Here is a 25,271-nt window from a genome sequence, read left to right as displayed (position 1 = left end):
CCTGGCGATTAAGGGCGATCGCGTCCGCTTAAAAATACGCGGACACCATCGCCCTTAATGCTGGAGTTTTGAAGGTGACTTGGCCAGACGCTTACGCACGAGATTCGTTCGACATATCTGGACGGAGCCATCCGAGATCTTCTTGGTGAAGCTCGCAGTCGGGCAGTTACAGCGGCTGCTGAGACCCTTGCGAGCGATACGTTTGCGCCTTTCATCGTCAGAGTCTTGCGACAATGGCCTGAAGAGGAAGCAGCGATGTTGGGAGGTCTCGTTGCTCGACTAAAGTCAGAAGAAGGGCAGTGCTGGCCCCCTGTTCTTCATGGACTCGGTCTCGCAAGTGCGGATCGAGTTGCAGAAAAATGGCTGGAAATCTCTCGCTCAGCAGATATTGATGACCGCTTAAGCGGGTTCACTTTTATGTTTACTCTTGCGAGTGTGGATTTCGGCGATGAACCGATGTTTGCCAAACCGAAGATAGCGCACGCCTCCTTCTCGAAAGTTGATGTCGCCGATCTTCGTAAAATATTGATCGAGATGGCAAAAGACGCTTGGCCGACCCAACTAAGTGTTAGTGAGACAGCTGAGCTCGCGGCTACGCTGTTGCCAATTGCCGGTTGCAAATCACCGCCGTCTATCAGGTGTCTTCCAAGTGGTGACTTGTCTGAAGCGCCCCTGGAAGATCTTCTAACTCTTCTCATCACGCTAAGAGAAGTAGATTTAGATGCTGCGCGGACCGTAGTCGATATGTCCGGGGGTACAACCGCTCTTATTAGTCGTTTGTACAATGAGAGGCCTTGGGTAACTCGCCCTGAAATCGGAGAGTCCGACGGCATGCTCAGTGTGACTGGGTACGTCCGTTTCGTTCATCCAGAGGTTCAGCCAGATCTGAACGAGGAGGTCGTACGCCTTTGCACGGCCATGAGCGCTGTGATACCTGATGCCGAGCTCCTCATCGCAGACGCGATTTTCAGCGACGGCAGTCCCGTTGGATATGGTGAGCACTCTCAGAACTCCAAACGTATGCCGCGGCATGCAGTGATTGCTCCGGCACGTATTGCCTGGAATCAGGCTGAAATTCGAGCGATCAATCGTTTGGTTGCTGCGCCGACCGAAACCCAGCGAACAACGGACTTAGCCGTCGCTGTCAATGAGCTTGGAGTCAAGCTGAGGGAGGCGGGGGATTTCTACTGTCGGATGGAAACTCCGGGAGCGAAGTGGAAAATGCTTCTACAGATTCGGGACTGGCTCACCACGTTCATTCAACCTCCGAGTATCAATGAATCGCTCACTGGATCTCTATCGGTAGGTAACTTGAGTGAAAGTGACAAACTTCATGACTTTGTTACAGGTCTGCAGCGGCTGATGACTGAGCTCACTGACGGTGTTTCGGAAAAACCGAACCTTATGGCTGCCCGGACAGCTAGCCTGGTGCGCGACGCAGAGTTATTACACCGCCCAGAGTTATGGCGCATGACTAACGAGCCTCCGCTGGAAATGTTGGTTCAAATAGCCGATACGCTTCGGCAGATACGCGCTGTACTTGCCGACGCTGCTATGAATCCGGAGCAACGCGGTCTGTCTGCAAGCCGTTTTCGTACCATGAGTCGTCGCCACTCAGTTCTACGTCGCGCTGCGGAAGATGCGTTCCAAAGGGCTGATTCATTGACATCCGCTCGCCGAGAACAGATACGGCTCGCTATGGCGGACAAGGGGTTGGACGTCGAAGTGTATTCGCGTAGTCAGCCTGAAAGCAGTGGTGCTCAATGGCCAGATGCTGAGTTTGCTGTTCTCTTGAAGGTTGAGACCCTTTTTGATTGGTTAACCACGGAGGAGTCTTTCTCCGCAGTGGCAGCAGCACTATCGCCTCAAGTAACCGTTAGCTACGGAGCGGTAATCAATGGACGCTTAGCTCCTATGGGCATGACTTTCATAGTTTCGTTATTTCCCGACGCTACCTTCGCTGACAAATGGAAAGATAGCGTACCGTATTCTCCGATAATCGATGAAGACTTAAGGCTCTACGATGAGGCTTTGGAGGCCATCGGAGCTATGTCGGCAGCTTGCGCAGAATCAGGGCGTGAGATGAACGCCAAAGAGCTTGAGTTTGTAACCATCATGATGGAACGATGCGGGCGCAGTATGGAGTGCATAGCGACGAAGTTAGAAGGTTCTGCAGATGATGTACTTATCGACGTAGCAGGTTCTCTCAGTCGTGTGTTCAGTCGTTTTCAAAACGAGCTAGAAAACGAAGTGGCTGAAACAGTGGCGTCCGATTTGTCCGCTAGCCTTCGTGGGACGATGTCAGATCTGATGTATGAGGTTCTAGGCATTCGTTTAGCGCTTATGGAACGTGCTGCACTTCAATTAGGTAGCAGCGATGTTCAAAGCATTCGTTAGGGGGGGGTGAGCTCAGGCAGGGCTTTCATAACAGTTCCATCCAGACACATGGTTTAACATAATATACATTACACGTAACAAGATGTTTCAGGGTTAGCCCGGTTGCACGCCAGATTTCAATCCAGAGTTTTACCCTGAGTCCTCTTTTCAAAACCTCGGCCTTGCCTGCAATTGGCGACCTTCAATCAGCATCCCGCGTCAGTTTTTCAATCAGCATCCGGTGCTGTGGAAATTGCGCAATCAGTTTGCGTCGATCACCCATCTCCATATCCGCAAAATCAAATCCCGGCGACACGGCCTCGCTGATCAAGCCAAATCCATGTTCTCCCTCGAGCAGTCGCGAAGCTTTCCAGATTCCGCCAGGCACGTGCATTTGCAGATGCTGTGCCGCCAGAATGTCGTTGCCCATTACCAGCGTTTCCAGCGAGCCGTCAGCATGGATCATGCTGTACTCGATGGGATCGCCCAGATGGAAAAAATGCACAATGTCGGAATGATTGAAATGAAACTGGCCCACTGGTGATTGCTCGGTCAACAGGTAGTAAATCGAGGTCATCAGGTACCGTGGGCCACCGACGGTATCGAGCATCTCTCTATGATCGGCCTGATAGGTTCTGCGAAAATAACCGCCTTCCACGTGAGATTGCAGATCCAGCGCCTGAATCAAGGCCTGTGCGTTTACTGTGCGTTGAGACATGGTCTGCTCCGGTGGATGGCGGCTTATTTTACGATAGCTCTACTAAACGGCTATTTAGTGTAGTTAACAGTAGATCGCTGAATTTAGAAGATTTTACCCTCCTTTTAAGCGACCCTTTTATTCAAGAAAGCAATTCAGAAATCCACCGTTGCCGATAACAGATAAGTCCTCGGCGTCGAAAGCGTCAAACCGGGTTCGCTGTCATCTGATGCGCCTGCCGAACTCCAATAGCGTTTATCCAATACGTTTTCGACATTGGCGCGTACGGTGATGGCCTTGTCGTCCAGTTTAAAGGCGTAGCGCGTCCCCACGTCGAATCGCTCCCATGAGTCGATTTCCTTCTGGTTGGACTGATCCAGATACTGCGAACTCGAATAGATTCCACGGCCTGTCAGCGTCAGCCCCTGCATATTGGGTACATCCCACTCTGCGCCGAGATTGACGTTGTATTTGGGTGTCGCGGGCGCGCGGTTGCCGTCAAAGGTTCCATGGGTGGTCTGGGTCAGTTCGCTGTCGATGTACATCACGCCGCCGAGCAATCGGAACCCTTTGAACGGCTCGCCGAACACACTCAATTCCACACCATCGTTCTGTCGTTTGCCGTTCGGGCCGAAGACTCGTGTCGAGGCGTTGGTTTCATAAGCAGGCTGCTTGATCCGGAACACAGACGCTGTAAGCGCATACGAATCCGCGTCATATTTGGCCCCGACTTCGACTTGTCGGCTGATAAAAGGCGGGAAGATTTCATCCTCGTTGATCGACGTCGATGGCGCAATTTTCCCTTGGCTGAGGCCTTCCATGTAGTTGGCGTAGAGCGACAACTTGTCCGTCGCCTTGAACAGAATGCCGCCCGATGGCGAGAGTTTTTCTTCGTCATAGGCTGTGTCACCCTTCACATCATCGCTCCAGTCGTCGACTTGAACCCTTTGCCAGCGAGCGCCAAGGGTCAGCAACAGGCGATCATCGAAGAACCCCAGCGTATCGGACAGTGCGACGCCGCTGAAGCGGTTTTCCGTGTAGACCCTGGCGTCGTAGCGTGTTGGCGTGCGCGGCTTTGCGGTTTCCACCGGGTCATACAGATTGCTGCGCCCTGCTGCATACCGCGCGCCACCATTTTCGAAATCCATGTAGAAGTAGCTGGCCGCCAGATTGACCTCGTGGCTGACTGAACCGGTATGGAACCAGTTGCGTACACCCGCCGTGGCGGTCCGGACATTTTCGTCACGGGTGAAATCCCGCGGTTGAACACTGAAGTCGCCGACGTCGTTGGTCACCGACACCGCATGCCGAAGGAAATCGTGGTTACTTTTACGGGCGCCGACGCCGCCATACAACATGACCGAATCGCTGACGTCGAACTCGCCATTGAGCGTGCCAAACGTATCTTTGGTTCGCGCCTGGCTCCAGGGTTGCGCGTAGTTGTCGCGCACATCATCAGCATCAGGAACTTTCGCGTTTGCACCGACCTGCACACGTTCTTGCGGTGCATCGGTATCGCGCTCGGTGTGACCGATATCGGTGGAAAGCCGCAGGCGCTCACCGCGAAAATCCAGGCCCAGCACGGCCATGTCGCGATCAACGCTCTGGTGATCCCATTCGGTATCACCCGATTGTTTGACGCCGTTGAAACGCAGGCCGAACTGGTTGTCCTCACCAAAGCGACGGCCGATGTCGACGGCGCCGCCGAGCTGATTGTTCGAGGCGTAACTGGCCGTCAGCGATGTATTCGGCTGATCGCCGGCGCGCTTGGGCACCACGTTGATCCCCCCTCCTACACTGCCCCGCGGCGAAATCCCGTTGATCAGTTGGCTCGGGCCCTTGAGGATGTCGACGCGCTCGGCCATTTCCATGTCGATCGTGTAAGTGGGCAGAACCCCGTAGAGCCCGCTGTAGGAAACATCACTGTTGAACAGGCTGAAACCGCGGATGGTGAATTGCTCATAACGGCCGCCTGCCGGGTTGGTCGCACGCACCGAGGGATCGCTAGCGATCAGATCGCCCAGAGTGCGGGCCTGCTGGTTTTTCACCGTTTCGCTGGTGTAGGTGGTCATGCTGAACGGGGTGTCCATGAAATCCCTGGAACCCAGCAGTCCTTGCGAGCCTCGGCGCGCCACCTGGCCACCGGCAAAGACCTCGGAATCCGTGCTACCCGTCGATCCAAGAATCGAAGTAGGTGCCAGTTCCTGACTACCGCCGTCTGGCGCCGGAATGACTGTGTAAGCACGTTCGCCCGCCGGTTGCAGCTGTAGACCGGAGCCCAGCAACAACCGGGTAAAGCCCTCCTCCACGCCGAACTCACCCGACAAACCATTGCTGTTCCGCCCGCTGACCAGGGCAGGATCTACCGACAGATTGACCCCGGCCAGTCCGGCAAAACGGGTCAGCGCAGCACCCAGGCTGCCGGCCGGCACCTGATAAGCGCGGCGGTCGGCGCTTTCCGCCCAACTGCTGGGGATCAATACAGGGCTGGCACTCAGGCTCAACAAAAGGCTCAACTGCAACAACGGGCGTACACGACCTGGAAATACTGCAGGCATAGGAACAAGCTCTCGATTGGATTCACTTGCCTGGAATGACCAGCGAGGCGAAAAAAAGGGACAGGTATCAGGCTGTTTTTTTAGACTGAGAGGGTTTTCGCGGAACGACAGAGACCCAAAAGCGCGTGCGTTTCTGCACGTCGATCGGCAGGCTGGCCGCCAACAGCGAGAGCACTTGATCGGTGTTATCCAGGCGAAAACTGCCGGTGATGCGCAACGCCTCCAGCTCCGGGTCCCAGCGCAAAACGCCTGGGCGGTAACGGCTCAATTCGCGCAGAAAATCCCCCAGCGGCTGGTTCTGCGCCATCAGTACACCGTCGCGCCAGCTCGGCATCGAGACATCAAACACCCGGACAGAACCCGCGCCAGAAGCCAGCAGCCTGATCTGCTGGCCCTGATCGAGGATCAGCGCCGGCCCGCTTGACGGTTGCAACTGCACCGAGCCACTGACCACCGACACATTGCAGTCACGCTCATTGAGACGCACGCAAATCTCACTGTGACTGACGATGATCCGCCCGTACGGCACATTGATGATCAGGGCTGAGTTGCCTGGTACATCAACGGCCATCTCTCCCCGCACCAGCGTCAGCTGACCGGCAGCAAGATCCACATTGACGGCACTGTCGGTATTGAGCTGCAACGAACTGCCATCGGCGAGCGGCAATTTTTTGCGTTCACCGGTGCCCGTCTGCAAATCAGCGCGCCAGACGTCCAACGGCAGTTGCCGACTGAGCAGCCAGGCCGCCGGCACCAGTGCCGCGATGCCGAGCGCGCGTTTCAGCGCGGCCCGACGCGCAGCGTCCGGACGATCCAGCGTAGCCATGGCCAGCGCAGAAGGCAGAGCGGAAAACCGTTCGCGCAAGCGCTGGATTTTCTGCCACGCGTGTTCATGCCGGCTATCGCTGTTACGCCAGGCCTGCAATTGCGCATGATCGTCAGCGCCCGCTTCGCCGGACTCAATCAACGCCAGCCATTGCGCGGCGGCGCGGGCGACCTCGCGGGCTTCATCACTAGGGGCAACGCGCATCAAAGATCCACCAGCAGACAATGCTCGTAGGCCTGTGCCATGTAACGTTTGACGGTGCGCTCGGACACCTGCAAGCGCTCGGCGATTTCGCGGTAACCGAGGCCTTCAAGCTGACTCCACAAAAACGCCCGGCGCACTGCTCGCGGCAAACCATCAAGCAACTCATCCAGTGCTTGCAGGGTTTCCAGCAGCAGCCAACGCTGCTCGGGCGACGGCACGCACTCGTCCGGCAGTTGCGCGAGGGCTTCGAGGTAGGCTTTTTCCAGACTGCGGCGGGTGTAGAAGTTGCTCAGTAGACGCTTACCCACGGTCAGCAGATAAGCACGAGGCTCACGCATGTCGGCAATCGGTTGGGCGCTGCACAGCACGCGCATGAAGGTGTCCTGGCTCAGATCCGCCGCATCCCACGCATTGCCCATGCGTCGACGCAGCCAGGTTTCCAGCCAGCCTCGGTGATCGCGGTACAGCGCGTGCAGGCTCTGCTCAGATGGCGTGGCGGCTTCAATCATCTCAAGAGACCCTGCGCGAAGTTAGATTCAAATGAGACTGATTCTATTTAACTTCGCTTGGGACACAAAGATATTTTTGCCCGTTACTGCAATCTCTAGCGTTTCAGCGTCTCGCTCGGCAGCTCTTTGAACAGCGCCCGATAACTGCTGGAAAACCGCCCCAGATGCCAGAACGACCAGCGCATCGCCACCTCAGCCACGGTGGTTTCCGTGGGCCGGCGCTTGAGCAATTCGCGGTGTGCACTGTTCAGCCGGCGCAGGCGCAACCAGTGACTCGGTGTCATCCCGGTGTAGGCCTTGAACGCCTGCTGCAATTGCCGCAACGGCACCCCTGCAACCCTCGACAGTTCGAGCAGATTGACGGTGTCTTCCGGCGAATCTGCCGCCCACTCCCCTACTCGCTTCATGATCATCCGTTCTTCGCTACGCCGCTGTAATCCGCCGCGATCAAGACGGGTGTGTGCGTTGTCGAGGATGAACAGGCAGTCTTCGAGTAACTGCTGAGTCAGTGAATCTTTATCAAACGGATCAACAGCTTGCGACAACTTCGTGAGAGTTGAGCTTAACCAGCGACTGAACAAGGCGTTCTGCCCGCAGTTAAGCGGCGCCATGAACAATCCTTCGAGTCTCGCCACATCCAGACCGTGCTGACGGACGAATTCCGGGCCGAACACCACGGCAATTTCCTGGTAGTTCTCCGGGGTGATCCAGATGTTGCGGCTGTCTTCGTTGAGCAGATACAGCGCGTTATCGCTGCGATCGAAACAGAAGGCCAAGGCCCCCGATGGCGCGCTGAACGTCTGCTCGACGCGAGTGTTCATCTGTTCTTCGTAGACCTGCACACCCTCCAGGTCCAGATAGCGAATCTGCCCGGCGAAATGCCCGGGAGACATCTGCTGGTAATGCTGGACCCAACCCGGCGTGGCGCGGATCTGTTCGCTGACATCAGCGGTATTGAAAGCCTGAACCTGTAGCGGATTACACGTTGTCATGGGAGACCTTGCGCACTCTTTTGGTGCGCTTTGGTGCTGCTTAAAGTGGATAGATGGAACGGCAAGGCACGCCCAAGATAGTCGTCAACGCGCCACAGGGGAAGGGGCGGAAGATGAAACCCGCCCTCCCCGGCGTCTATAAAACCAATAACGAGGTCTTTATGAATGCCCCTTTCGATCAGCTGTTCACGTGGCTGAAAGATCACAAGATTACCGAAGTTGAATGTGTGGTCAGCGACCTGACCGGCATCGCCCGCGGCAAGATCGCACCGACCAACAAGTTCCTGCATGAGCGAGGCATGCGCCTGCCGGAAAGTGTGCTGCTGCAAACGGTAACCGGGGATTTTGTCGACGACGACATCTACTACGACCTGCTCGACCCGGCCGACATCGACATGGTCTGCAAACCGGTGAGCGACGCCGTGTATGTGATTCCATGGGCGATCGAGCCGACCGCCATCGTCATCCACGACACCTTCGACAAGTTCGGCAACCCGATCGAACTGTCGCCGCGCAACGTGCTGAAGAAAGTCCTGCAGCTGTACACCGACAAGGGCTGGAAGCCGATCGTGGCGCCGGAAATGGAGTTCTACCTGACCCAGCGCTGCGAAGACCCGGACCTGCCACTCAAGGCGCCGCTGGGCCGTTCGGGCCGGGCTGAAAGCGGGCGGCAATCGTTCTCGATCGATGCCGCCAACGAATTCGACCCGCTGTTCGAAGACGTCTACGACTGGTGCGAGCTGCAAGGTCTGGATCTGGACACGCTGATCCATGAAGACGGCCCGGCGCAGATGGAAATCAACTTCCGTCACGGCGACGCACTGGATCTGGCCGACCAGATCACCGTGTTCAAACGCACCCTGCGCGAAGCGGCGCTCAAGCACAACGTCACTGCCACGTTCATGGCCAAGCCGATTGGTGACGAACCCGGCAGCGCCATGCACCTGCACCAGAGCGTCGTGGAGATCGCCACCGGCAAGCCGATCTTCGCCAATGCCGACGGCACAATGAGCGAGCTGTTCCGCCATCACATCGGCGGCTTGCAGAAGTACATCCCGAAAGTGCTGCCGATGTTCGCGCCCAACGTGAACTCGTTCCGCCGCTTCCTGCCGGACACTTCGGCACCGGTCAACGTCGAGTGGGGCGAAGAAAACCGCACCGTCGGCCTGCGTGTGCCGACCTCCGGGCCGGAATCCATGCGCGTGGAAAACCGCCTGCCGGGCGCCGATGCCAACCCGTATCTGGCGATCGCCGCGAGCCTGCTGTGTGGCTACATCGGCATGGTCGAAGGCATCGAACCGAGTGCCGCCGTCGAAGGCCGCGCCTACGAACGCCGCAACCTGCGCCTGCCGATCACCATCGAAGACGCGCTGACGCAAATGGAAGAGTGCGACACCGTTGCCCGATACCTGGGCAACAAATTCGTGCGCGGCTACGTCGCGGTCAAACGCGCCGAGCATGAAAACTTCAAGCGCGTGATCAGCTCCTGGGAGCGCGAGTTTCTGCTGCTGAGCGTCTGATCCATCCCACAAAGCCCCTTCACCTTTGTGGGATGGGCTTTTGTGGGAGGGGGCTTGCTCCCGAAAGCGGTCTGTCAGTCACAGAAAATGTTGAATGTACCGGCCTCTTCGGGAGCAAGCCCCCTCCCACAGGAATTAGCTAACCACCTGAAAAATCCAAAAAATTCGAAGAGGTGTCGATATGCGTCTATTGAAATCCATGGTTCCCGCCGCATTGGCGCTGTTGTGCAGCACCGCAGCCCTTGCCGAGCCACAGGTCAGCGTCTACAACTGGACCGACTACATCGGTGAAACCACCCTCGCCGACTTCCAGGCCAAGACCGGGATCAAGGTGATCTACGACGTTTTCGACTCCAATGAAACCCTGGAAGGCAAGCTGCTCGCCGGCCGTACAGGCTATGACGTGGTGGTGCCATCCAACCACTTCCTCGCGCGTCAGGTGAAGGCCGGGGCGTTCCTCAAACTCGATCGCGAGCAGCTACCAAACTGGAAGAATCTCGATCCCAAGCTGCTTGAACTACTCGAAAAGAACGACCCGGGCAACCAGCATTCGGTCCCCTACCTGTGGGGCACCAACGGCATCGGCTACAACGTCGACAAGGTCAAGGCTGTGCTCGGCATCGATCACATCGATTCCTGGGCGGTGCTGTTCGAGCCGGAAAACCTGAAGAAACTCACCCAGTGCGGCGTGTCGATGATGGACTCGGCGGACGAAGTGTTTCCGGCGATCCTCAACTACATGGGCATGGACCCACGCAGCGAAAACCCGGAAGACTATAAAAAGGCCGAAGCTAAACTGCTGAGCATTCGCCCGTACATCACCTATTTCCATTCCTCGAAATACGTTTCCGACCTGGCCAATGGCGACATCTGCGTAGCCTTCGGTTACTCCGGCGACGTGTTCCAGGCGGCCAACCGCGCCAAGGAAGCCAAGAACGGGGTGAACATCGCTTACGCGATTCCGAAGGAAGGCGCCAACCTGTGGTTCGACCTGCTGGCGATCCCGGCCGACGCCAGCAACACCAAGGAAGCCCACGCCTTCATCAATTACCTGCTCGATCCGCAAGTGATCGCCAAGGTCAGCGCTTCGGTCGGTTACGCCAACCCGAACCCGGCCGCCAAGCAGTACATGGATCAGGCGCTGGTGAACAATCCCGAGGTCTACCCGTCGCAGGCGGTGCTGGACAAGCTCTACATCTCCTCTACCCCGCCCCAGTCGATCATGCGTCTGATGACCCGGTCCTGGAGCAAAGTGAAGTCGAACAAATGAATCAGTACAGCAAAGAACACGCCCGCTCCTACTACGCAGCTTCGGCCCGGGCCAGTACGCCCTGGCCGGCACTCGACGGTGATCTCAGCGCCGATGTCTGCGTGATCGGCGGCGGCTTCACCGGGGTCAACACCGCCATCGAACTCGCCCAGCGCGGATTGTCGGTGGTGTTGATCGAGGCGCGACGCATCGGCTGGGGCGCCAGCGGGCGCAACGGCGGCCAGTTGATTCGCGGCATCGGCCATGAAGTCGAAGGCTTCGCTCGCTATGTCGGCAATGACGGCGTGCGTTACTTGCAGCGCGCCGGGATCGATTCGGTGGATCTGGTGCGCCAGCGCATCACCGACAACCACATCGAGTGCGACCTGCGCTGGGGCTTCTGCGAGCTGGCCAACACCCCGACACAATTCGCGGCGTTCAAGGATGAACAGCTGGGCCTCGGTGACCTCGGCTACAAGCACGAAACCCGTCTGGTTGGCCCCGAGCAGATCCGTCAGCAAGTGGTCAACGCCGACGGCTACGCCGGTGGCCTGATCGACATGGGCTCCGGGCACCTGCATCCACTGGATCTGGTGCAGGGCGAGGCGCGCCTGGCCGCGTCCCTCGGTGTGCGAATCTTCGAGCAAAGCCCGGTGCTGCAGATCATTCATGGCGAAACCGTTGAAGTGCGCTGCGCCACCGGCAGCGTTCGCGCCGGCAGTCTGGTGCTCGGTTGCAACGCGCATCTGGATGAACTCGAACAGCAACTCAGCGGCAAGGTACTGCCGGCCGGCAGTTACATCATCGCCACCGAGCCGCTGTCCGAGGAACGTGCCGCGCAATTGATCCCGCACAACCTCGCGTTGTGCGACCAGAAAGTCGGCCTCGATTACTACCGGCTTTCAGCGGATCGACGCCTGCTGTTCGGCGGCGCCTGTCATTATTCCGGGCGCGATCCGGCGGATATCGCCGCCTACATGCGCCCGAAGATGCTCAAGGTCTTCCCGCAACTGGCGGACGTGCGCATCGACTATCAATGGGGTGGCAAGATCGGCATCACCGCCAACCGTTTCCCGCAGGTCGGCCGGCTCAAGCAGCAGCCGAACGTGTTCTACGCTCAGGGTTACTCCGGGCACGGCCTCAACGTCACGCACTGGTGCGCCAAGCTGCTGGGCGAAGCGATTCACGCCGGCCACAGTCAGGGCATGGATGTGTTCAGCGCGGTGCCGCACATGACCTTCCCCGGCGGGCCGGCCCTGCGTTCGCCGCTGCTGGCACTGGGCATGTTCTGGTATCGCCTGCGTGAAATCCTCGGCTGAGGCATCCACCACGTAACCATCTCCTCGCTTATTTGCTCTATCGCCAAGCACTTCTATATTGATGAAGTGCTTTTGCGTTCCTGACGCTCAGCATCCACCAAACCGAGGAGGACATGGATGAAGTCGTCAGCCGCCGATGAGCCACGAGCACCGGGCCAAGCGCCGATCAAGACGCGTCGCTTCAGTATTTCACTGGTGTGGATCGTGCCGATCGTCGCGGTGCTGGTCGGTATTTCGCTGGTGGTGCACAACCTGATGCAGGAAGGCCCGACCATCGTCGTCAACTTCAAGACCGGCAGTGGCCTGACCGCCAACAAGACCGAGGTCAAATACCGCAATGTGGTGATCGGTCAGGTGACTGACGTCGAGTTGAGCGGCGATCAGAAGAGCGTCGACGCCACCATCAAACTGGCCAAGCAGGCCGAAACCTTTACCCGCGAAGACTCGCACTTCTGGGTCGTGCGCCCGCGCATCGGCGCTGGTGGTGTGTCGGGCATCGACACCCTGCTCTCCGGCGACTACATCGGCGCCGACATCGGCCAGTCCGACAGCCGCGCCAAACACTTCAAGGGCCTGGAGAATCCGCCGCCGATCACCTACGGCGAACCGGGCAAGCGCTTCATGCTGCATGCGCCGGATCTCGGCTCGCTGGACATTGGTTCGCCGGTCTACTACCGCAAGATCCCGGTCGGTCAGGTGGTGACCTACACCCTCAATCCCGAGGGCAAAGGCGTGGACATCGAGGTGTTCATCCATTCGCCGAACGACGCGTTCGTTACTGAAAACACCCGGTTCTGGAACGCCAGCGGCATCGACATCAATGTCGGCGCCAACGGCTTTGCGGTGAAAACCGAATCGCTATCGACCATGCTGGTCGGCGGCATTGCCTTCCGCGCCCCGGATTACAGCCCCAACGATGTGGCCGCCGCCGACGACAAGGATTTCGAACTGTTCGCCGATCAGCAGACCGCCCTCGCCCCGCCCAATGGCAAAGCGCAATACATGGTGCTGCGTTTCGAGCAGTCCTTGCGCGGGCTCAAGGTCGATGCGCCGGTGGAATTTCTCGGCATGGAAATTGGCCGGGTGGTCGGCATCAATCTCGATTTCGACGCTAAAAAACGCAGCTTCCCGCTGAACGTCGGCATCGTCATTTACCCGCAGCGCCTCGGTCAGGCCTACAAAAAAATGCTCACCGAATTCAAGCACGATCCCGACGACGAAGCCGCCGGCATTCGTTTGCTCGGCACCTTCGTCGACAACGGTCTGCGCGCCCAGGCCCGCAGCGGCAACCTGCTGACCGGGCAGTTGTACATCGCGCTGGATTTCTTCCCGAAAGCCGAGAAAGTTGCGTTCGACGCGACGGCCCGGCCGGTGGTCTTGCCAACCGTGCCCGGCAGCCTCGAACAGTTGCAGGAAAAACTCGAAGCCGTAGTCGACAAGCTCAACAAACTGCCGGTCGAACGGATTGCCGGCAACCTCGACAGCAACCTCGTCGAGCTGCGCAAAGGCCTGACCCAGTTCAATGCGAAAACCCTGCCGAGCGTGCAGACCACCCTGGCCGACGTCAGCAAGACCTTGCAGTCCGCCAGCTCGACCCTGGCCGAAGATTCGCCGCAGCGCGAGAAACTCACCGAGACCCTCGACGAACTCGGGCGCATGTCGCGCTCGCTGCGTGAGCTGTCGGATTATCTCGGCCGCCATCCGGAATCGCTGATTCGCGGTCGTCCCGACAACGCGGCGCCGCTGGATCTGAAAGGACCGCCGCGCAATTGAGCACAGGAGCTCCCCCATGGCTTTACCGCTGAAGATCACCGTGCTCGCTGCGTTCATGCTGCTGGGCGCCTGCCGCAGCGAGCCGATCAACTTTCACACCCTGACCCCGGTGCAACTGCCGGCGTCCCGCTCGGGCGCGCAGATTCCGATCGAGGGGATTAGCGTGCCGCCGCAAGTTGACCGTCCGCAAATCGTCATCCGTCAGGGCAACAACGGCCTGGCGATTCTGGAAACCCAGTGGTGGGGGGCGAGTCTGGCGGACGAGTTGCGCAGTGCCTTGAACGATCAACTGAGCAATACCGGCGGTCGCGGCAATGTCTCGGTGCGCATCGATGTGCAGCGTTTCGACTCGATCCCCGGCCAGTACGGACTGATCGACGTCAAATGGCGCCTGCGTCCCAGCGGTGCGGCGGACAATGCTCTGCTGACCTGCCATTCAACCTTGCAAACTCCGTCCGGCCCGAGCATCGACGAACTGGTGGCCGCGCAACAGAACAACGTCAAACGCCTGGCTGCATTGATCAATCAAGCGGCGGGTAATTCTCGCGTCTGCCCGTCGGCCTCCTGAGCCGCCGACAGCGTGACGGTGAAACTGCAGCCGTTCGGTTCTCGAGTCACCAACTGAACCTGCCAGCGCTGATGGCTGCAGATCCGCTGCACCAGTGACAATCCCAGCCCAAGGCCTTCACCGCGCTGCTCGTCACCGCGCACGAATGGCTGGAACATCGCGTGGCGTTTCTCTTCCGGAATACCGATGCCGCTGTCCTCGACCACGAAGCTGTCCCTGAGCAGGGTCAAGCGGACAAAGCCCTGATCGGTGTAGTGCCAGGCGTTGCGCAGCAGATTGCCCATGACCGACTGCAAGAACGTCAGGTCATAACGCGTGGCGCCCGCCAGTTGTGGCTCGTAGATGAATTCCAGGCCCTTTTCACGAATGAGTCGCCCCCAGATTTCCACCTGGGCATCGGCGATCGATTTGAGTGTGCAGGTCGATTCGGTGCCAAGCTCTTCCGGCTTGCGTGCCAGCATCAAGAAGGTTTCGACCAGTTGGCGCATTTCAGCGCTGGCCCGGGCAATGCGTGTGACCTGCTGGGTGGAACGCGGATCCAGCGAAGGGTTGGCCAGCAACAGCTCGCAGGAGCTGGCCAGAATCATCAACGGTGTGCGCAGTTCATGACTGACATCACTGGTGAAGAGTTTTTCGCGGTTCAGGGTTTCGCGTAACCGGCCGAGTGTCTGGTCAAAAGACAGGGCCAACTCCCCTACTTCATCATCGGCGTAATCCGGATGCAGGGCCGGCGCCAGCGCGATCAATTGATCACGATGCCGCACCTGCCCCGCCAGGCGAATCACCGGCGCCATGACCTGCCGCGCCAGCAGCCTGCCGAGCGCGACGGCCAGCATGACGCTGAGGATGAACCCGACAATCACCACCACGAACAGCAAGTGCTCGCGCTGCTCGAAGCTTTCCTGATTGCGCAGCAGCACATACTTGCGTCCGCCGACCGCCTCGACCATCGCGTAGAAATCGTCACCGTTGAAGGTGATCTCCTGAAACCCCTGGGGCAGTGCTGCCAATTGCGGCGTCAGTGCCATGGGCCCCGGGCCGTTCTCGAAAAAAAACAGTTCGCTCTTTTCCGGCTCGTGGCGCCATTGATTGATGTCGTCCATCGCCAACAAGCGGCGCAGTCCACCGCTGAGGGCGGTCATGGTCAACTTGTGCTCGACGACATGCACCGTGGCCACAATGCCCATCGCGAAGACACCGGCCACCACCGCGCTCATCAAGGCGAACACAATCACAATCCGATTGGCGAGGCTTTGCTTGAGGTCCATCCGGTTCAATGACTCCACTGCTGATGTCAGGGCTGCAAGGGGCGGCGCGACGACGTTGACCAATATTCGCAGCTTCGCTTTGCCCGGCGTTGTTGTTAAGTGTTTAAAACAAACAAAACGGGTATTTGAGTTTGTTTATCAAATAGCCGTTTTAGTTAACACACGCCGGACCTCGCAAATTTTTCACATGTTCTTCACTGCTCCGCCACGACTCTGAGCGTAGTGTTCAGCAGCCATTCAAGTAGACCACCGTAAAGTAACTAACCTCCTGGAGCTTACGTTGCACTGTGCGTGTACTGAGTGGAACTCGGGAATGACAAGGGGCAACGTCGTGGTTGAATTAGTACACGTACAATCAGCGTCCAGGCGATGGGATCTGTCTCGTCCGCGCACCTGGGCAATCATTGCTGTCGGTTTGCTGTTGATTACACTGATTTGTGGCTTCGTCTGGATGCAACGTTCGCCCGCCAACCTGCGCTATGCGAGTGCGTCGGCTACCCAGGAATGGGTGAAGGCCTGGCAGGCCGGTGAGGTCGTCGCACTGGTGCGACATACCGAACGTTGCGACCGCTCGACCAATCCCTGTCTGGGGCCGGCAGACGGTATCACTCAGGCTGGCAGCATTGCTGCAGCCCAGGTAGGGCGTGGCTTTACGCAACTGGGCTTGGAAAAGACCCAGTTCTTCAGCAGCCCGTTGACGCGCACCCTGCAGACTGCGCATTACATGCTCGGCCACGATGCCGTGGCGGCGGAATGGCTGGAAACCTGTGGCCCGACGATGCGCGATGAGTTGGTGGTACACAAGACCCCGGGGCAGAACATGATTCTGGTAACCCACAGCGGCTGCATCGCCGATTTCGAACGGCAAACCGGTTACCCACGCGCGGTCGCCGCCGAATATGGCAGCACTGTTTTAGCCCGGATAGATGCGCAAGGAAAACTTGAAGTAATCGGCATCATGAATCCCGAAGGCTGGCAACGATTGGCCAAGTAATCATCAAACTTAGTCGAGAACAAACGGCTCGGCCAATGCTCTGGCACAGGGTATTGGCGTGTATGAAATTTGTAATAAGAAATGTTTTTTACTTTCCAGAACTGGAAATATTTCATTTTAAAGCTTGTCTTCCCGAGGAGAACTTAACGCTGGAAGCAGACCCGTTCTCTGAATGCAGGACACGCCCCTCGGCCGTGCTCGCCTCTGCATTCATTCAACCCAGTGCCGCGCCTGCTACGGAAATCGCCGGGCCGTCACTGAAACGCACACTTTGTACTGCACCAAGGTCCAGTCATGACGTCTGAGAACAAACCGCTGCACCATGCGGCGTTGAATTTGCCGCGCCTCCACCAGAGCTCCCTGATCGAACGCTTTGCGATACCCGGTCTGGTGCTGGCATTCGTGGTGTTTTATCTGCTGCCGCTGATGACTCACGGTCTGTGGATTCCCGATGAAACCCGGTATGGGCAGATCAGCCAGGAAATGCTGCAGAGCGGCAACTGGGTGGCGCCGCACTTCATGGGCATTCGCTACTTCGAAAAACCGATTGCCGGCTACTGGATGATTGCCATCGGCCAGGCGATTTTCGGTGAAAACCTGTTCGGCGTGCGCATCGCCTCGGCACTCAGCTCCGGGGTTAGTGTGTGGCTGGCCTACCTGCTGGCCCGGCGCCTGTGGAACAACCCGCGAATCAGCGCCGCGTGCGCTCTCCTTTATATGAGCTTCGGCCTGATCGCAGGACAAGCCGGCTATGCCAACCTCGATCCGCAGTTCACCTTGTGGGTCAACCTGAGTCTGGTGGCGATCTGGTTTGCCATCGACAGCAATACCCCGCGCGCGCGTCTGGGCGGCTGGGCTTTGTTGGGATTTGCCTGCGGCATGGGCCTGATGACCAAAGGTTTCCTCGCCCTGATGCTGCCGGTGCTGATCGCCCTGCCCTACATGATCTGGCAACGGCGCTTCGGTGAACTGGTGCGTTATGGACTGGTTGCCGTGGCGGTGGCCGCGCTGGTCAGCGTGCCATGGGCACTAGCCGTACATGCCCGTGAACCGGATTTCTGGCGGTTCTTCTTCTGGCACGAACACATCCGCCGCTTCGCCGCCGGTGAAGACGCACAGCACGCACGACCATGGTGGTTCTACCTGCCGCTGCTGTTTGCGTCCACCTTGCCGTGGGCACTGCTGTTGCCTTCGACGCTGCTGCGTACCTGGCGCGAAAAGCGTGATCCGAAAATCGCCTTCCTCGCCTTGTGGTTCCTGCTGCCGCTGGCTTTTTTCAGCGCGAGCAGCGGCAAACTGCCGACTTACATCATGCCGTGCCTGCTGCCATTGGCTCTGTTGATGGGCTACACCGTGATGAAGTGGATAGCTGACCAGAACGGTCGCGTCTTGCGCATCAACGGTGTGGTCAACGTGGTGCTGGCCATTGCCGCTCTGGTCGCGCTGATCTATCTGCAAGCGACCCGTGAAATTTACGAACACACCGAAATGTTCAGCCTGTCGCTGGGCTATATCGTGCTGCTCGGCTGGCTGATTGCCGGATCGCTGCAAGCCTTGCGCCCGCTGACGCTGTGGGCAATGCCGGCGTTGGGCATCGGCCTGCTCGTCGCATTGCTGCCGGCCGCGATGCCGGCGACCATCGTCAACAGCAAGATGCCGGATCAGTTCATTGCCGAACATCAGCAGGAACTGAGCGAAACCAGCTCGTTGCTGAGTAACGACCTGGGAGCCGCTTCCGCATTGTCATGGCGCTTGCGCCGCCCGCAAGTCGACCTGTTCAACACCGTTGGCGAGCTCAAGTACGGCCTCGATGACCCGGCCATGGCCTCACGCAAGGTCAGCCTCGACGGCGTAGGCGAATGGATGACCGAAGCGCGCAAAAAAGGCTCGGTGGGCGTGGTGATGCGCGTCAACAGCACCTCTGACGAGCAGCAACTGGAGCTGTTGCCAATAGACGGCAAGCACTACCGCGGTGGCCAGATCGAAATCCTCATCTTCAGCCAGAGCCAGCCATGACCCGGACCAGGACTGAACGGAGGCAATTGCTGCTTCTGCTGGCGGCGACTGCCCTGCTGTTATTGCTCGGCCTGGGCAGTCGCGAACTGTGGGGGCCGGAAACCCGCTGGGCCAATATCGCCTTGCAGATGCTGCAAAGCGGCGACTATTTCGATCCCTATCTCAAAGGCAGTCCTTATTACGACAAACCGCTGCTGTCGTACTGGCTGATCACCGCGACCTCCTGGTTCACCGGCGGACTGGGGCATTGGTCGTTGCGCCTGTCATCGGTGATTTCCGCGTGGTTCAGCGTGTGGCTGGTGTATCTGCTCGGCGAGCAACTGTTTCGCAAAGGCACCGGGCTGATCGCCGGCTGGATGCTGGCGACCACCTTCTATTTCGTGTTCTGGGCGCGAGTCGCCACCGCCGACATCCTCACCGTCTGCGGCGTGCTGGCGGCCGTCTGGTGGTACTGGCGCGGCCCGGATGACACCCGCTTCCGGCGCTATGTGGTGTTTTTCGGCTTGATGTCGCTGACCTCGCTGTTCAAAGGCCTGATCGGCTTCATCCTGCCGGGGTTGGTGCTGCTGCCGCACCTGCTCAGCGAGCACCGCTGGAAACGTCACCTGAACCTGCGACTGTTCAGCGCGATATTGATCGCCGGGGCGTTTTACATGGCGCCGTTCCTGTTGTCTCACCTCTACGGTGCGCCCAACTACGAACAAAGCGGCCTCGGTCTGGTGCTGCGTGAAAACGTCGTGCGGTTTTTCCAGCCATTCGATCAGTTCGGGCCGATTTACACCTACTTGATCTACCTGCCGGTTTACACCCTGCCCTGGGCACCGTGCTGGTTGATCGCCTTGTGGGTGGCCGCGCGCAACTGGAAGCACATCGAACCGGATACCCGCTGGCTGATTCAAGGGCTCGCGCTGCTGATGCTGTTCTTCACCGCCAGTGGCAGTCGCCGCAGCTATTACGTCTTGCCGCTGGTGCCCTTCGCGCAATTGCTGGGTGCCTGGTGGGTGACCCGGCGCATAGCCGCCCGCAACAGCGAAGGCCGGGGGCTGAAGATCGGCTTCGCTGTCACTACTGTGTTGCTCGCAGCGGTACTGGGTGTGCTTTACCCATGGACCAACAGCGGCGGCGGTGTCATCCGCTTCGGCGAACAGGTTCGCGAGCAGGCCAGTCAGCAGGCACCATTGAATCAATGGCGCATGGTCATGATCGAGGTCGACAACAAAGTGCCGATGTACCTGCAAACCGGTGGTGCACCGTTCTACTACGTGCCGGAAACGATCGAGGACTTCCCGCACAATGGCGACACCGCGACGCTGATCGCCTGGCTGGAAAGGACCAGCGGGGAACACTGGGATCCGCAACGCACGATTTTCGTCGCGCAATACCGTTCCGGTGACGCCGTGCCACTCGATGCGCTGAAGGCTGATCATCAGGTCATCACCACCACCCCGACCCGTGGCGAACAGGTATTCCACGGGCGTGCAGACCAGAGCGTGGCTTACATCCCCCACTCCTGAGCAATGACGTTAAGACAAAAGGAGAGAGTCGCGGTAAATTTGAATGGCAATGACAAGTATTAACGGCTTCTTTGACGTTTTTTTCTCATTTGCCACCCTACATTGCCGCGACTCGACACTTGCAAATCGTTCGCATTGTTTCCTGCGAGGGTTTGCTCATAACGTCTGAAAACAGGAGCTGCCCGAATGAATCCACGCTTTCCATCCTTCTTCAAGCGCGCATTGCTGGCCACTGCGTTGCTCGGCACCGGGCAGGCTTTTGCCGCCGATTCGGTGGGTCTGGTGGTCTACAACGCGCAGCATGAAACGCTCACCAAGGCCTGGGTGGCCGGCTTCACCGAGGAAACCGGCATTCCGGTGACCATTCGCAACGGCGATGACACCGAGATGGGCAACCAGCTCGTGCAGGAAGGCGCGGCCTCGCCGGCAGACGTATTCCTCACCGAGAATTCCCCGGCGATGGTGCTGGTGGACAACGCCAAACTGTTCGCCCCGTTGGCGCCGACAACCCTTGAGCAAGTCGATTCCGCCTACCGTCCGGCCCACGGCAATTGGGTCGGCATCGCCGCCCGTTCCACCGTGTTCGTCTACAACCCAAGCAAGTTGACTGAAAAAGACCTGCCCAAATCCCTGCTCGACCTTGCCACCCCGGCCTGGAAAGGCCGTTGGGCCGCCTCCCCGGCTGGCGCGGACTTCCAGGCGATCGTCGCCGCCGTCCTGCAACAGAAAGGTGAAGCTGCCACCCTGGAATGGCTCAAGGGCATGAAGACCAACGCCACGATCTATCGCGGCAACAGTGCGGTGCTCAAAGCGGTGAACGCTGGGCAGATCGACAGCGGCGTGATCTATCACTATTACAGCTTCGTTGATCAGTCCAAGACCGGCGAAAACAGCAAAAACACCAAGCTGTACTACTTCAAACATCAGGATCCGGGCGCGTTCGTCAGTACCTCCGGCGCCGGCGTGCTGGCCTCGAGCAAGCATCAGGATGAAGCGCAGAAGTTCGTCAAATACATCACCAGCAAGGAAGGTCAGGAAGTTCTCGAAACCGGCACCTCCTTCGAATACGCCGTGGGTAAAGACGCGCCGTCCAATCCGAAGCTGACTCCGCTGAAAACCCTCGACGCGCCGAAAGTCGATGCGTCGACCCTCGACAGCAAAAAAGCCGTCGAGCTGATGACCCAGGCCGGATTGCTCTAAGTGATGCCCGAAACCTTGCCTGCACCGGCCGTTGCGACGGCCGCCGCCAGCCTCATTCACCCGCCCCGCACGCTGGCCGGGCGTGGCAGTTCGTGGGTGGTGAGCTCGGCGGTGCTGGTGTCTTTGTTGTCCCTGCTGCCGATCGCGTTCGTCATCGGCGTTGCGTGGTACACCGGCTGGGCGACCATCGAAGCTCTGATCTTTCGCCCGCGGGTCGGCGAATTGCTGATCAACACCGTGCTGCTGGTGCTGATCACCCTGCCGCTGTGCATCCTGCTCGGAACCACCTTGGCCTGGCTGACCGAACGCAGCAACCTGCCCGGCCGCCGCTTGTGGTCAGTGCTGGCGGTCGCACCGCTGGCCGTGCCGGCGTTCGTCCACAGTTATGCGTGGGTCAGCCTGATTCCGTCGATCCACGGTCTGCCGGCCGGTGTGCTGGTGTCGGTGATCGCCTATTTCCCGTTTCTGTATTTGCCGATTGCCGCGACCTTGCGCCGTCTCGATCCGGCGATTGAAGACGTCGCGCAATCCTTGGGACTCAAGCCGTGGGCGGTGTTCTTTCGGGTGGTGTTGCCGCAATTGCGCTTGGCAATCTGCGGTGGCGCGTTGTTGGTCGGTCTGCATTTGCTGGCCGAGTACGGCTTGTACGCGATGATCCGTTTCGACACCTTCACCACGGCGATCTTCGATCAGTTCAAATCGACGTTTAACGGCCCGGCGGCCAACATGCTCGCTGGCGTTCTGGCGCTGTGCTGTCTGGCGATGCTCACCGCCGAATCTGCCGCCCGTGGCAACGCCCGCTATGCGCGAGTCGGTTCCGGCAGCGCCCGGGACCAGCGCAGCGTGCAACTGGGGCGTGGCGCGACAACTCTGGCGTTACTGTTGCAAACCCTGACCTGCCTGCTGGCCCTCGGTGTGCCGTTGCTCACGCTGGGCCGCTGGCTGGTGGCCGGTGGTGTGCAGGTCTGGCAAGGTGACGAGTTGCTGCCGGCGCTGCTGCAGACCTTGTCTTACGGAGTGGCCGGCGCATTGCTGACCAGTGTCGCGGCGATTCCCATCGCGTGGCTGTCGATCCGCTCGCCGGGCAAACTGCAGCGCTTGCTGGAAGGCTGCAACTACATCACCAGCTCCCTGCCCGGCATTGTCGTCGCGCTGGCGTTGGTCACTGTGACCATCCATTTCGCCCGGCCGATCTACCAGACCACCATCACCGTGCTGCTGGCTTACCTGCTGATGTTCTTGCCGCGAGCACTGGTCAGCCTGCGCGCCGGTTTCGCACAGGCCCCGGTCGAGCTGGAAAACATCGCGCAAAGCCTTGGCCGCTCGCCGATACGCGCATTGTGGCTGATCACCGTACGCCTGGCAGCTCCCGGCGCGGCGGCAGGTGCGGCACTGGTGTTCCTGGCAATCACCAATGAACTGACCGCAACCCTGCTGCTGGCGCCCAACGGCACGCGGACCCTCGCTACCGGTTTCTGGGCGATGACCAGCGAAATCGATTACGCCGCCGCCGCGCCCTACGCGTTCTTGATGATCCTGCTTTCACTGCCGCTGACGGCCATTCTCTATCACCAATCCAGGCGTACCGCTGGCCGATGAACGCTCTCGAACTGCTCAACCTCAGTAAAACCTTCGGCGCGCAGAAGGCGCTCGACGACGTCAGCCTCAACGTGCCGACCGGCAGCCGCACGGTGATCGTCGGCCCCTCCGGTTCCGGCAAGACCACGCTGTTGCGGATGATCGCCGGCTTCGAGTTTCCCGACAGCGGCAGCATTACGCTCAACGGCCAGACGCTGGTCGACCGCAGCCACGCAGTGCCGGCCTATCAACGGCAGATCGGCTACGTCCCGCAGGACGGCGCGTTGTTCCCGCACATGACGGTGGCGGCGAACATCGGTTTCGGCCTGGCCCTGACCGGTGCGGCCCGCACCCAGCGCATCCTTGAGTTGATGGACAGCGTCGCCCTCGACGCCAACATGGCCAACCGTTGGCCCCACGAATTGTCCGGTGGCCAGCAACAGCGGGTCTCGCTGGCCCGCGCTCTGGCGCAGCAACCACGGCTGATGCTGCTGGACGAGCCGTTCTCCGCCCTCGACACCGGTTTGCGCAGTGCCATGCGCAAAATGGTCGCGCGCCTGCTCGAAGACGCCGGCGTCACCACCATTCTGGTGACCCACGACCAGAGCGAAGCGTTGTCGTTTGCCGATCAATTGGCGGTGATGCGCAGCGGTCGGCTGGTGCAGTCCGGGCATCCGATGGATCTCTACCGCTATCCGCAGGATGAACAGACCGCGCACTTTCTCGGCGAAGCGGTGGTCCTGCCCGCGCGAATCGAGGCGGGTTGGGCGCATTGCGATCTGGGTCCGGTGGCGGTGAACAGCAACGGCTTCAGCGGCGCTGCACAGATCATGCTGCGTCCTGAACAATTGCAGATCGCCGAGGTGGCGTCTGACGGTCAAAGCTGCCCTGCGCTGGTCACCGACCGTGACTTTGCCGGCAACACCTGCACCCTGACGGTTGAACTGAGCTCATCCGCGACTCAGGATCCGCCCCGTTCGATTCTGGTGCGCAGCTCCGGCATGCACGCGCCGCCCGCCGGCAGCGCGGTGCAGCTGTCGGTACTCGGTGCGGCGCATGTGTTTGGTCTGAACTGATCAGAGATCGAAGCGATCCACCGCCCGCCGCCGCTCGTTGTCATCGCGCACATCGTAGTTGGCGGTGGTCTGGATGTTGCTGTGATGCGCCAGTTTCTGCGCGATCGACAGGTCGTGCTCCTCGATCACCCGAGTGATGAACGAGCGACGGAAATCGTGGGGCATGATCTTCACCCCGACCTGCGTGCCGCGCTGGCGAGCGATGTAGTAGATCGCATGCTTGGTGATGCGCTCGCGGGTGATGTGGCTGCCACGGCGAATGCGGTTGAACAGGAACGCATCGTCGCTCTCGCCTTCCTTGAGTTGTGAACGGCGCAGTTCGAGCCACGCGTCGAGCTTGCTGAACGCCCATGCCGGAGCATATTTGATCAACTGCTTGTTGCCCTTGGCGGTGACGCACAGGCTGCGTTCGCTGAAATCGACCTGATTCAGATCCAGGTCCACCGATTCCGACTTGCGCATGCCGGTGCCGTACAGCAACGCGATGATTGCCGCATCACGCAGGCCCTGCGGGCGTGGGTCGGCGGCGCAGACTTCCATCAATTCGTGAATCAGCGTGCGCTTGAGATTGCGCCCCTGAGACAGCCGCGTGCCGGCGATGCCCTTGACCGAACGCATCTTCAGAAGATGTTCCTGGCTGATCAGACTCATGCGCCAGGCCTCGTTCATCACTCCGCGCACCGCATTCACATACAACGAAGAAGTGTTCGGTGCGTAGTTGTCTGCGCGTAATGCAGCGACCAGCGCTACAACATCTTCCGGTTGCAAGGCATGCCAGGGAATCTCTTCGACATTCATGTCTTCAAAGCCCAGGCGATCGGCCGCATCTTGCAGCACGTAACGCATGGTCAGTTGGCTGGAAGGCGCCAAACGCGCGAGGTACAGGCTCATCGGGTTGGTTTTTGGAGCGTCGGGGGTTGCAGCAACTAAATCAATCAAACGTTAAACCTTGAGTAAAAAACGTACAGCACTACAACAACTAACAAATGCAATGTACTTGAAGTAAAGAAGGTACTTGAGCGGCACTGTCCGAC

At 59.2% G+C, this 25,271-nt stretch carries 19 protein-coding genes; 12 read left to right on the top strand and 7 right to left on the bottom strand.

Annotated elements, in window-relative coordinates; translation table 11 throughout:
• Positions 1-255: 255 nt before the first annotated feature.
• Positions 256-2,397: a hypothetical protein gene (locus tag HDC30_RS22755; protein ID WP_183785053.1), complete on the top strand. Its 2,142-nt coding sequence runs from the start codon at positions 256-258 to the stop codon at positions 2,395-2,397.
• Positions 2,398-2,578: 181 nt separating this feature from the next.
• Here the strand turns inward: HDC30_RS22755 and HDC30_RS22750 are convergent, their stop codons facing one another.
• The 5 genes from HDC30_RS22750 to HDC30_RS22730 all read right to left on the bottom strand — a co-directional run bounded on the left by HDC30_RS22750 (position 2,579) and on the right by HDC30_RS22730 (position 8,162).
• Positions 2,579-3,094, bottom strand: a complete 516-nt coding sequence (locus tag HDC30_RS22750; RefSeq protein ID WP_183785052.1) for a cupin domain-containing protein — start codon at positions 3,092-3,094, stop codon at positions 2,579-2,581.
• A gap of 134 nt (positions 3,095-3,228) precedes the next feature.
• Positions 3,229-5,631, bottom strand: coding sequence for a TonB-dependent receptor (locus tag HDC30_RS22745; protein ID WP_183785051.1), 2,403 nt, complete (start codon positions 5,629-5,631; stop codon positions 3,229-3,231).
• 67 nt (positions 5,632-5,698) lie between these two features.
• Positions 5,699-6,661, bottom strand: coding sequence for a FecR domain-containing protein (locus HDC30_RS22740; RefSeq protein ID WP_183785050.1), 963 nt, complete (start codon positions 6,659-6,661; stop codon positions 5,699-5,701).
• Positions 6,661-7,170, bottom strand: coding sequence for a sigma-70 family RNA polymerase sigma factor (locus HDC30_RS22735; protein WP_096796042.1), 510 nt, complete (start codon positions 7,168-7,170; stop codon positions 6,661-6,663). The genes HDC30_RS22740 and HDC30_RS22735 overlap by 1 nt, the downstream gene beginning before the upstream one ends.
• Positions 7,171-7,265: 95 nt before the next feature.
• Entirely contained in the window at positions 7,266-8,162 is an 897-nt protein-coding gene (locus tag HDC30_RS22730; RefSeq protein WP_183785049.1) for a helix-turn-helix domain-containing protein, read from the bottom strand.
• A 161-nt stretch (positions 8,163-8,323) separates the two neighbouring features.
• Between HDC30_RS22730 and HDC30_RS22725 the strand changes: the two genes are divergently transcribed.
• From HDC30_RS22725 to HDC30_RS22705, 5 genes are all read left to right on the top strand, one after another.
• Positions 8,324-9,682 (top strand): glutamine synthetase family protein, encoded by a 1,359-nt coding sequence (locus HDC30_RS22725; RefSeq protein WP_027611935.1) that lies wholly within the window; start codon positions 8,324-8,326, stop codon positions 9,680-9,682.
• A 181-nt stretch (positions 9,683-9,863) separates the two neighbouring features.
• Positions 9,864-10,952 carry a polyamine ABC transporter substrate-binding protein gene (locus tag HDC30_RS22720; RefSeq protein WP_027611936.1) on the top strand — a complete coding sequence of 363 codons (1,089 nt, stop codon included), beginning with the start codon at positions 9,864-9,866 and terminating at the stop codon, positions 10,950-10,952.
• Positions 10,949-12,250 carry an FAD-binding oxidoreductase gene (locus HDC30_RS22715; RefSeq protein ID WP_183785047.1) on the top strand — a complete coding sequence of 434 codons (1,302 nt, stop codon included), beginning with the start codon at positions 10,949-10,951 and terminating at the stop codon, positions 12,248-12,250. The genes HDC30_RS22720 and HDC30_RS22715 overlap by 4 nt, the downstream gene beginning before the upstream one ends.
• A 117-nt stretch (positions 12,251-12,367) precedes the next feature.
• Positions 12,368-14,023 carry an intermembrane transport protein PqiB gene (locus HDC30_RS22710; RefSeq protein WP_115989804.1) on the top strand — a complete coding sequence of 552 codons (1,656 nt, stop codon included), beginning with the start codon at positions 12,368-12,370 and terminating at the stop codon, positions 14,021-14,023.
• 16 nt (positions 14,024-14,039) lie between these two features.
• Positions 14,040-14,591 carry a membrane integrity-associated transporter subunit PqiC gene (locus HDC30_RS22705; RefSeq protein ID WP_183785044.1) on the top strand — a complete coding sequence of 184 codons (552 nt, stop codon included), beginning with the start codon at positions 14,040-14,042 and terminating at the stop codon, positions 14,589-14,591.
• Here the strand turns inward: HDC30_RS22705 and HDC30_RS22700 are convergent.
• Positions 14,549-15,859 carry a HAMP domain-containing sensor histidine kinase gene (locus tag HDC30_RS22700; protein WP_183785042.1) on the bottom strand — a complete coding sequence of 437 codons (1,311 nt, stop codon included), beginning with the start codon at positions 15,857-15,859 and terminating at the stop codon, positions 14,549-14,551. The two genes, HDC30_RS22705 and HDC30_RS22700, sit on opposite strands and share 43 nt — an antisense overlap.
• Positions 15,860-16,310: 451 nt before the next feature.
• On the opposite strand from HDC30_RS22700, the gene HDC30_RS22695 reads away from it, so the two are divergent.
• The 6 genes from HDC30_RS22695 to HDC30_RS22670 all read left to right on the top strand — a co-directional run bounded on the left by HDC30_RS22695 (position 16,311) and on the right by HDC30_RS22670 (position 24,237).
• Entirely contained in the window at positions 16,311-16,853 is a 543-nt protein-coding gene (locus HDC30_RS22695; protein WP_260319955.1) for a histidine phosphatase family protein, read from the top strand.
• 294 nt (positions 16,854-17,147) lie between these two features.
• Entirely contained in the window at positions 17,148-18,869 is a 1,722-nt protein-coding gene (gene arnT / locus HDC30_RS22690) for a lipid IV(A) 4-amino-4-deoxy-L-arabinosyltransferase (protein ID WP_183785038.1), read from the top strand.
• Positions 18,866-20,383 carry a glycosyltransferase family 39 protein gene (locus HDC30_RS22685; protein WP_183785036.1) on the top strand — a complete coding sequence of 506 codons (1,518 nt, stop codon included), beginning with the start codon at positions 18,866-18,868 and terminating at the stop codon, positions 20,381-20,383. The genes arnT and HDC30_RS22685 overlap by 4 nt, the downstream gene beginning before the upstream one ends.
• A 186-nt stretch (positions 20,384-20,569) precedes the next feature.
• Positions 20,570-21,583: an iron ABC transporter substrate-binding protein gene (locus HDC30_RS22680; RefSeq protein ID WP_098963999.1), complete on the top strand. Its 1,014-nt coding sequence runs from the start codon at positions 20,570-20,572 to the stop codon at positions 21,581-21,583.
• 3 nt (positions 21,584-21,586) lie between these two features.
• Positions 21,587-23,182 carry an iron ABC transporter permease gene (locus HDC30_RS22675; RefSeq protein ID WP_097089857.1) on the top strand — a complete coding sequence of 532 codons (1,596 nt, stop codon included), beginning with the start codon at positions 21,587-21,589 and terminating at the stop codon, positions 23,180-23,182.
• Positions 23,179-24,237, top strand: coding sequence for an ABC transporter ATP-binding protein (locus HDC30_RS22670; RefSeq protein ID WP_183785034.1), 1,059 nt, complete (start codon positions 23,179-23,181; stop codon positions 24,235-24,237). Before HDC30_RS22675 ends, HDC30_RS22670 begins: the two co-directional genes overlap by 4 nt.
• Here HDC30_RS22670 and xerC read toward each other — a convergent pair whose 3' ends face one another.
• Entirely contained in the window at positions 24,238-25,128 is an 891-nt protein-coding gene (xerC, locus tag HDC30_RS22665; RefSeq protein WP_027611947.1) for a tyrosine recombinase XerC, read from the bottom strand. It lies immediately after the preceding gene.
• Between the last annotated feature and the right edge of the window lie 143 nt (positions 25,129-25,271).

This window comes from Pseudomonas sp. JAI115, assembly GCF_014200835.1.
In the GTDB taxonomy this organism is placed as follows: domain Bacteria; phylum Pseudomonadota; class Gammaproteobacteria; order Pseudomonadales; family Pseudomonadaceae; genus Aquipseudomonas; species Aquipseudomonas putida_A.
This window is presented reverse-complemented; position numbering and strand designations above follow the sequence as displayed.

Coding starts and splice junctions, on each gene's coding strand:
- HDC30_RS22755 (WP_183785053.1), top strand. CDS start 256: ATGTTGGGAGGTCTCGTTGCTCGACTAAAGTCAGAAGAAGGGCAGTGC.
- HDC30_RS22750 (WP_183785052.1), bottom strand. CDS start 3,094: ATGTCTCAACGCACAGTAAACGCACAGGCCTTGATTCAGGCGCTGGAT.
- HDC30_RS22745 (WP_183785051.1), bottom strand. CDS start 5,631: ATGCCTGCAGTATTTCCAGGTCGTGTACGCCCGTTGTTGCAGTTGAGC.
- HDC30_RS22740 (WP_183785050.1), bottom strand. CDS start 6,661: ATGCGCGTTGCCCCTAGTGATGAAGCCCGCGAGGTCGCCCGCGCCGCC.
- HDC30_RS22735 (WP_096796042.1), bottom strand. CDS start 7,170: ATGATTGAAGCCGCCACGCCATCTGAGCAGAGCCTGCACGCGCTGTAC.
- HDC30_RS22730 (WP_183785049.1), bottom strand. CDS start 8,162: ATGACAACGTGTAATCCGCTACAGGTTCAGGCTTTCAATACCGCTGAT.
- HDC30_RS22725 (WP_027611935.1), top strand. CDS start 8,324: ATGAATGCCCCTTTCGATCAGCTGTTCACGTGGCTGAAAGATCACAAG.
- HDC30_RS22720 (WP_027611936.1), top strand. CDS start 9,864: ATGCGTCTATTGAAATCCATGGTTCCCGCCGCATTGGCGCTGTTGTGC.
- HDC30_RS22715 (WP_183785047.1), top strand. CDS start 10,949: ATGAATCAGTACAGCAAAGAACACGCCCGCTCCTACTACGCAGCTTCG.
- HDC30_RS22710 (WP_115989804.1), top strand. CDS start 12,368: ATGAAGTCGTCAGCCGCCGATGAGCCACGAGCACCGGGCCAAGCGCCG.
- HDC30_RS22705 (WP_183785044.1), top strand. CDS start 14,040: ATGGCTTTACCGCTGAAGATCACCGTGCTCGCTGCGTTCATGCTGCTG.
- HDC30_RS22700 (WP_183785042.1), bottom strand. CDS start 15,859: ATGGACCTCAAGCAAAGCCTCGCCAATCGGATTGTGATTGTGTTCGCC.
- HDC30_RS22695 (WP_260319955.1), top strand. CDS start 16,311: ATGCAACGTTCGCCCGCCAACCTGCGCTATGCGAGTGCGTCGGCTACC.
- arnT (WP_183785038.1), top strand. CDS start 17,148: ATGACGTCTGAGAACAAACCGCTGCACCATGCGGCGTTGAATTTGCCG.
- HDC30_RS22685 (WP_183785036.1), top strand. CDS start 18,866: ATGACCCGGACCAGGACTGAACGGAGGCAATTGCTGCTTCTGCTGGCG.
- HDC30_RS22680 (WP_098963999.1), top strand. CDS start 20,570: ATGAATCCACGCTTTCCATCCTTCTTCAAGCGCGCATTGCTGGCCACT.
- HDC30_RS22675 (WP_097089857.1), top strand. CDS start 21,587: ATGCCCGAAACCTTGCCTGCACCGGCCGTTGCGACGGCCGCCGCCAGC.
- HDC30_RS22670 (WP_183785034.1), top strand. CDS start 23,179: ATGAACGCTCTCGAACTGCTCAACCTCAGTAAAACCTTCGGCGCGCAG.
- xerC (WP_027611947.1), bottom strand. CDS start 25,128: ATGAGCCTGTACCTCGCGCGTTTGGCGCCTTCCAGCCAACTGACCATG.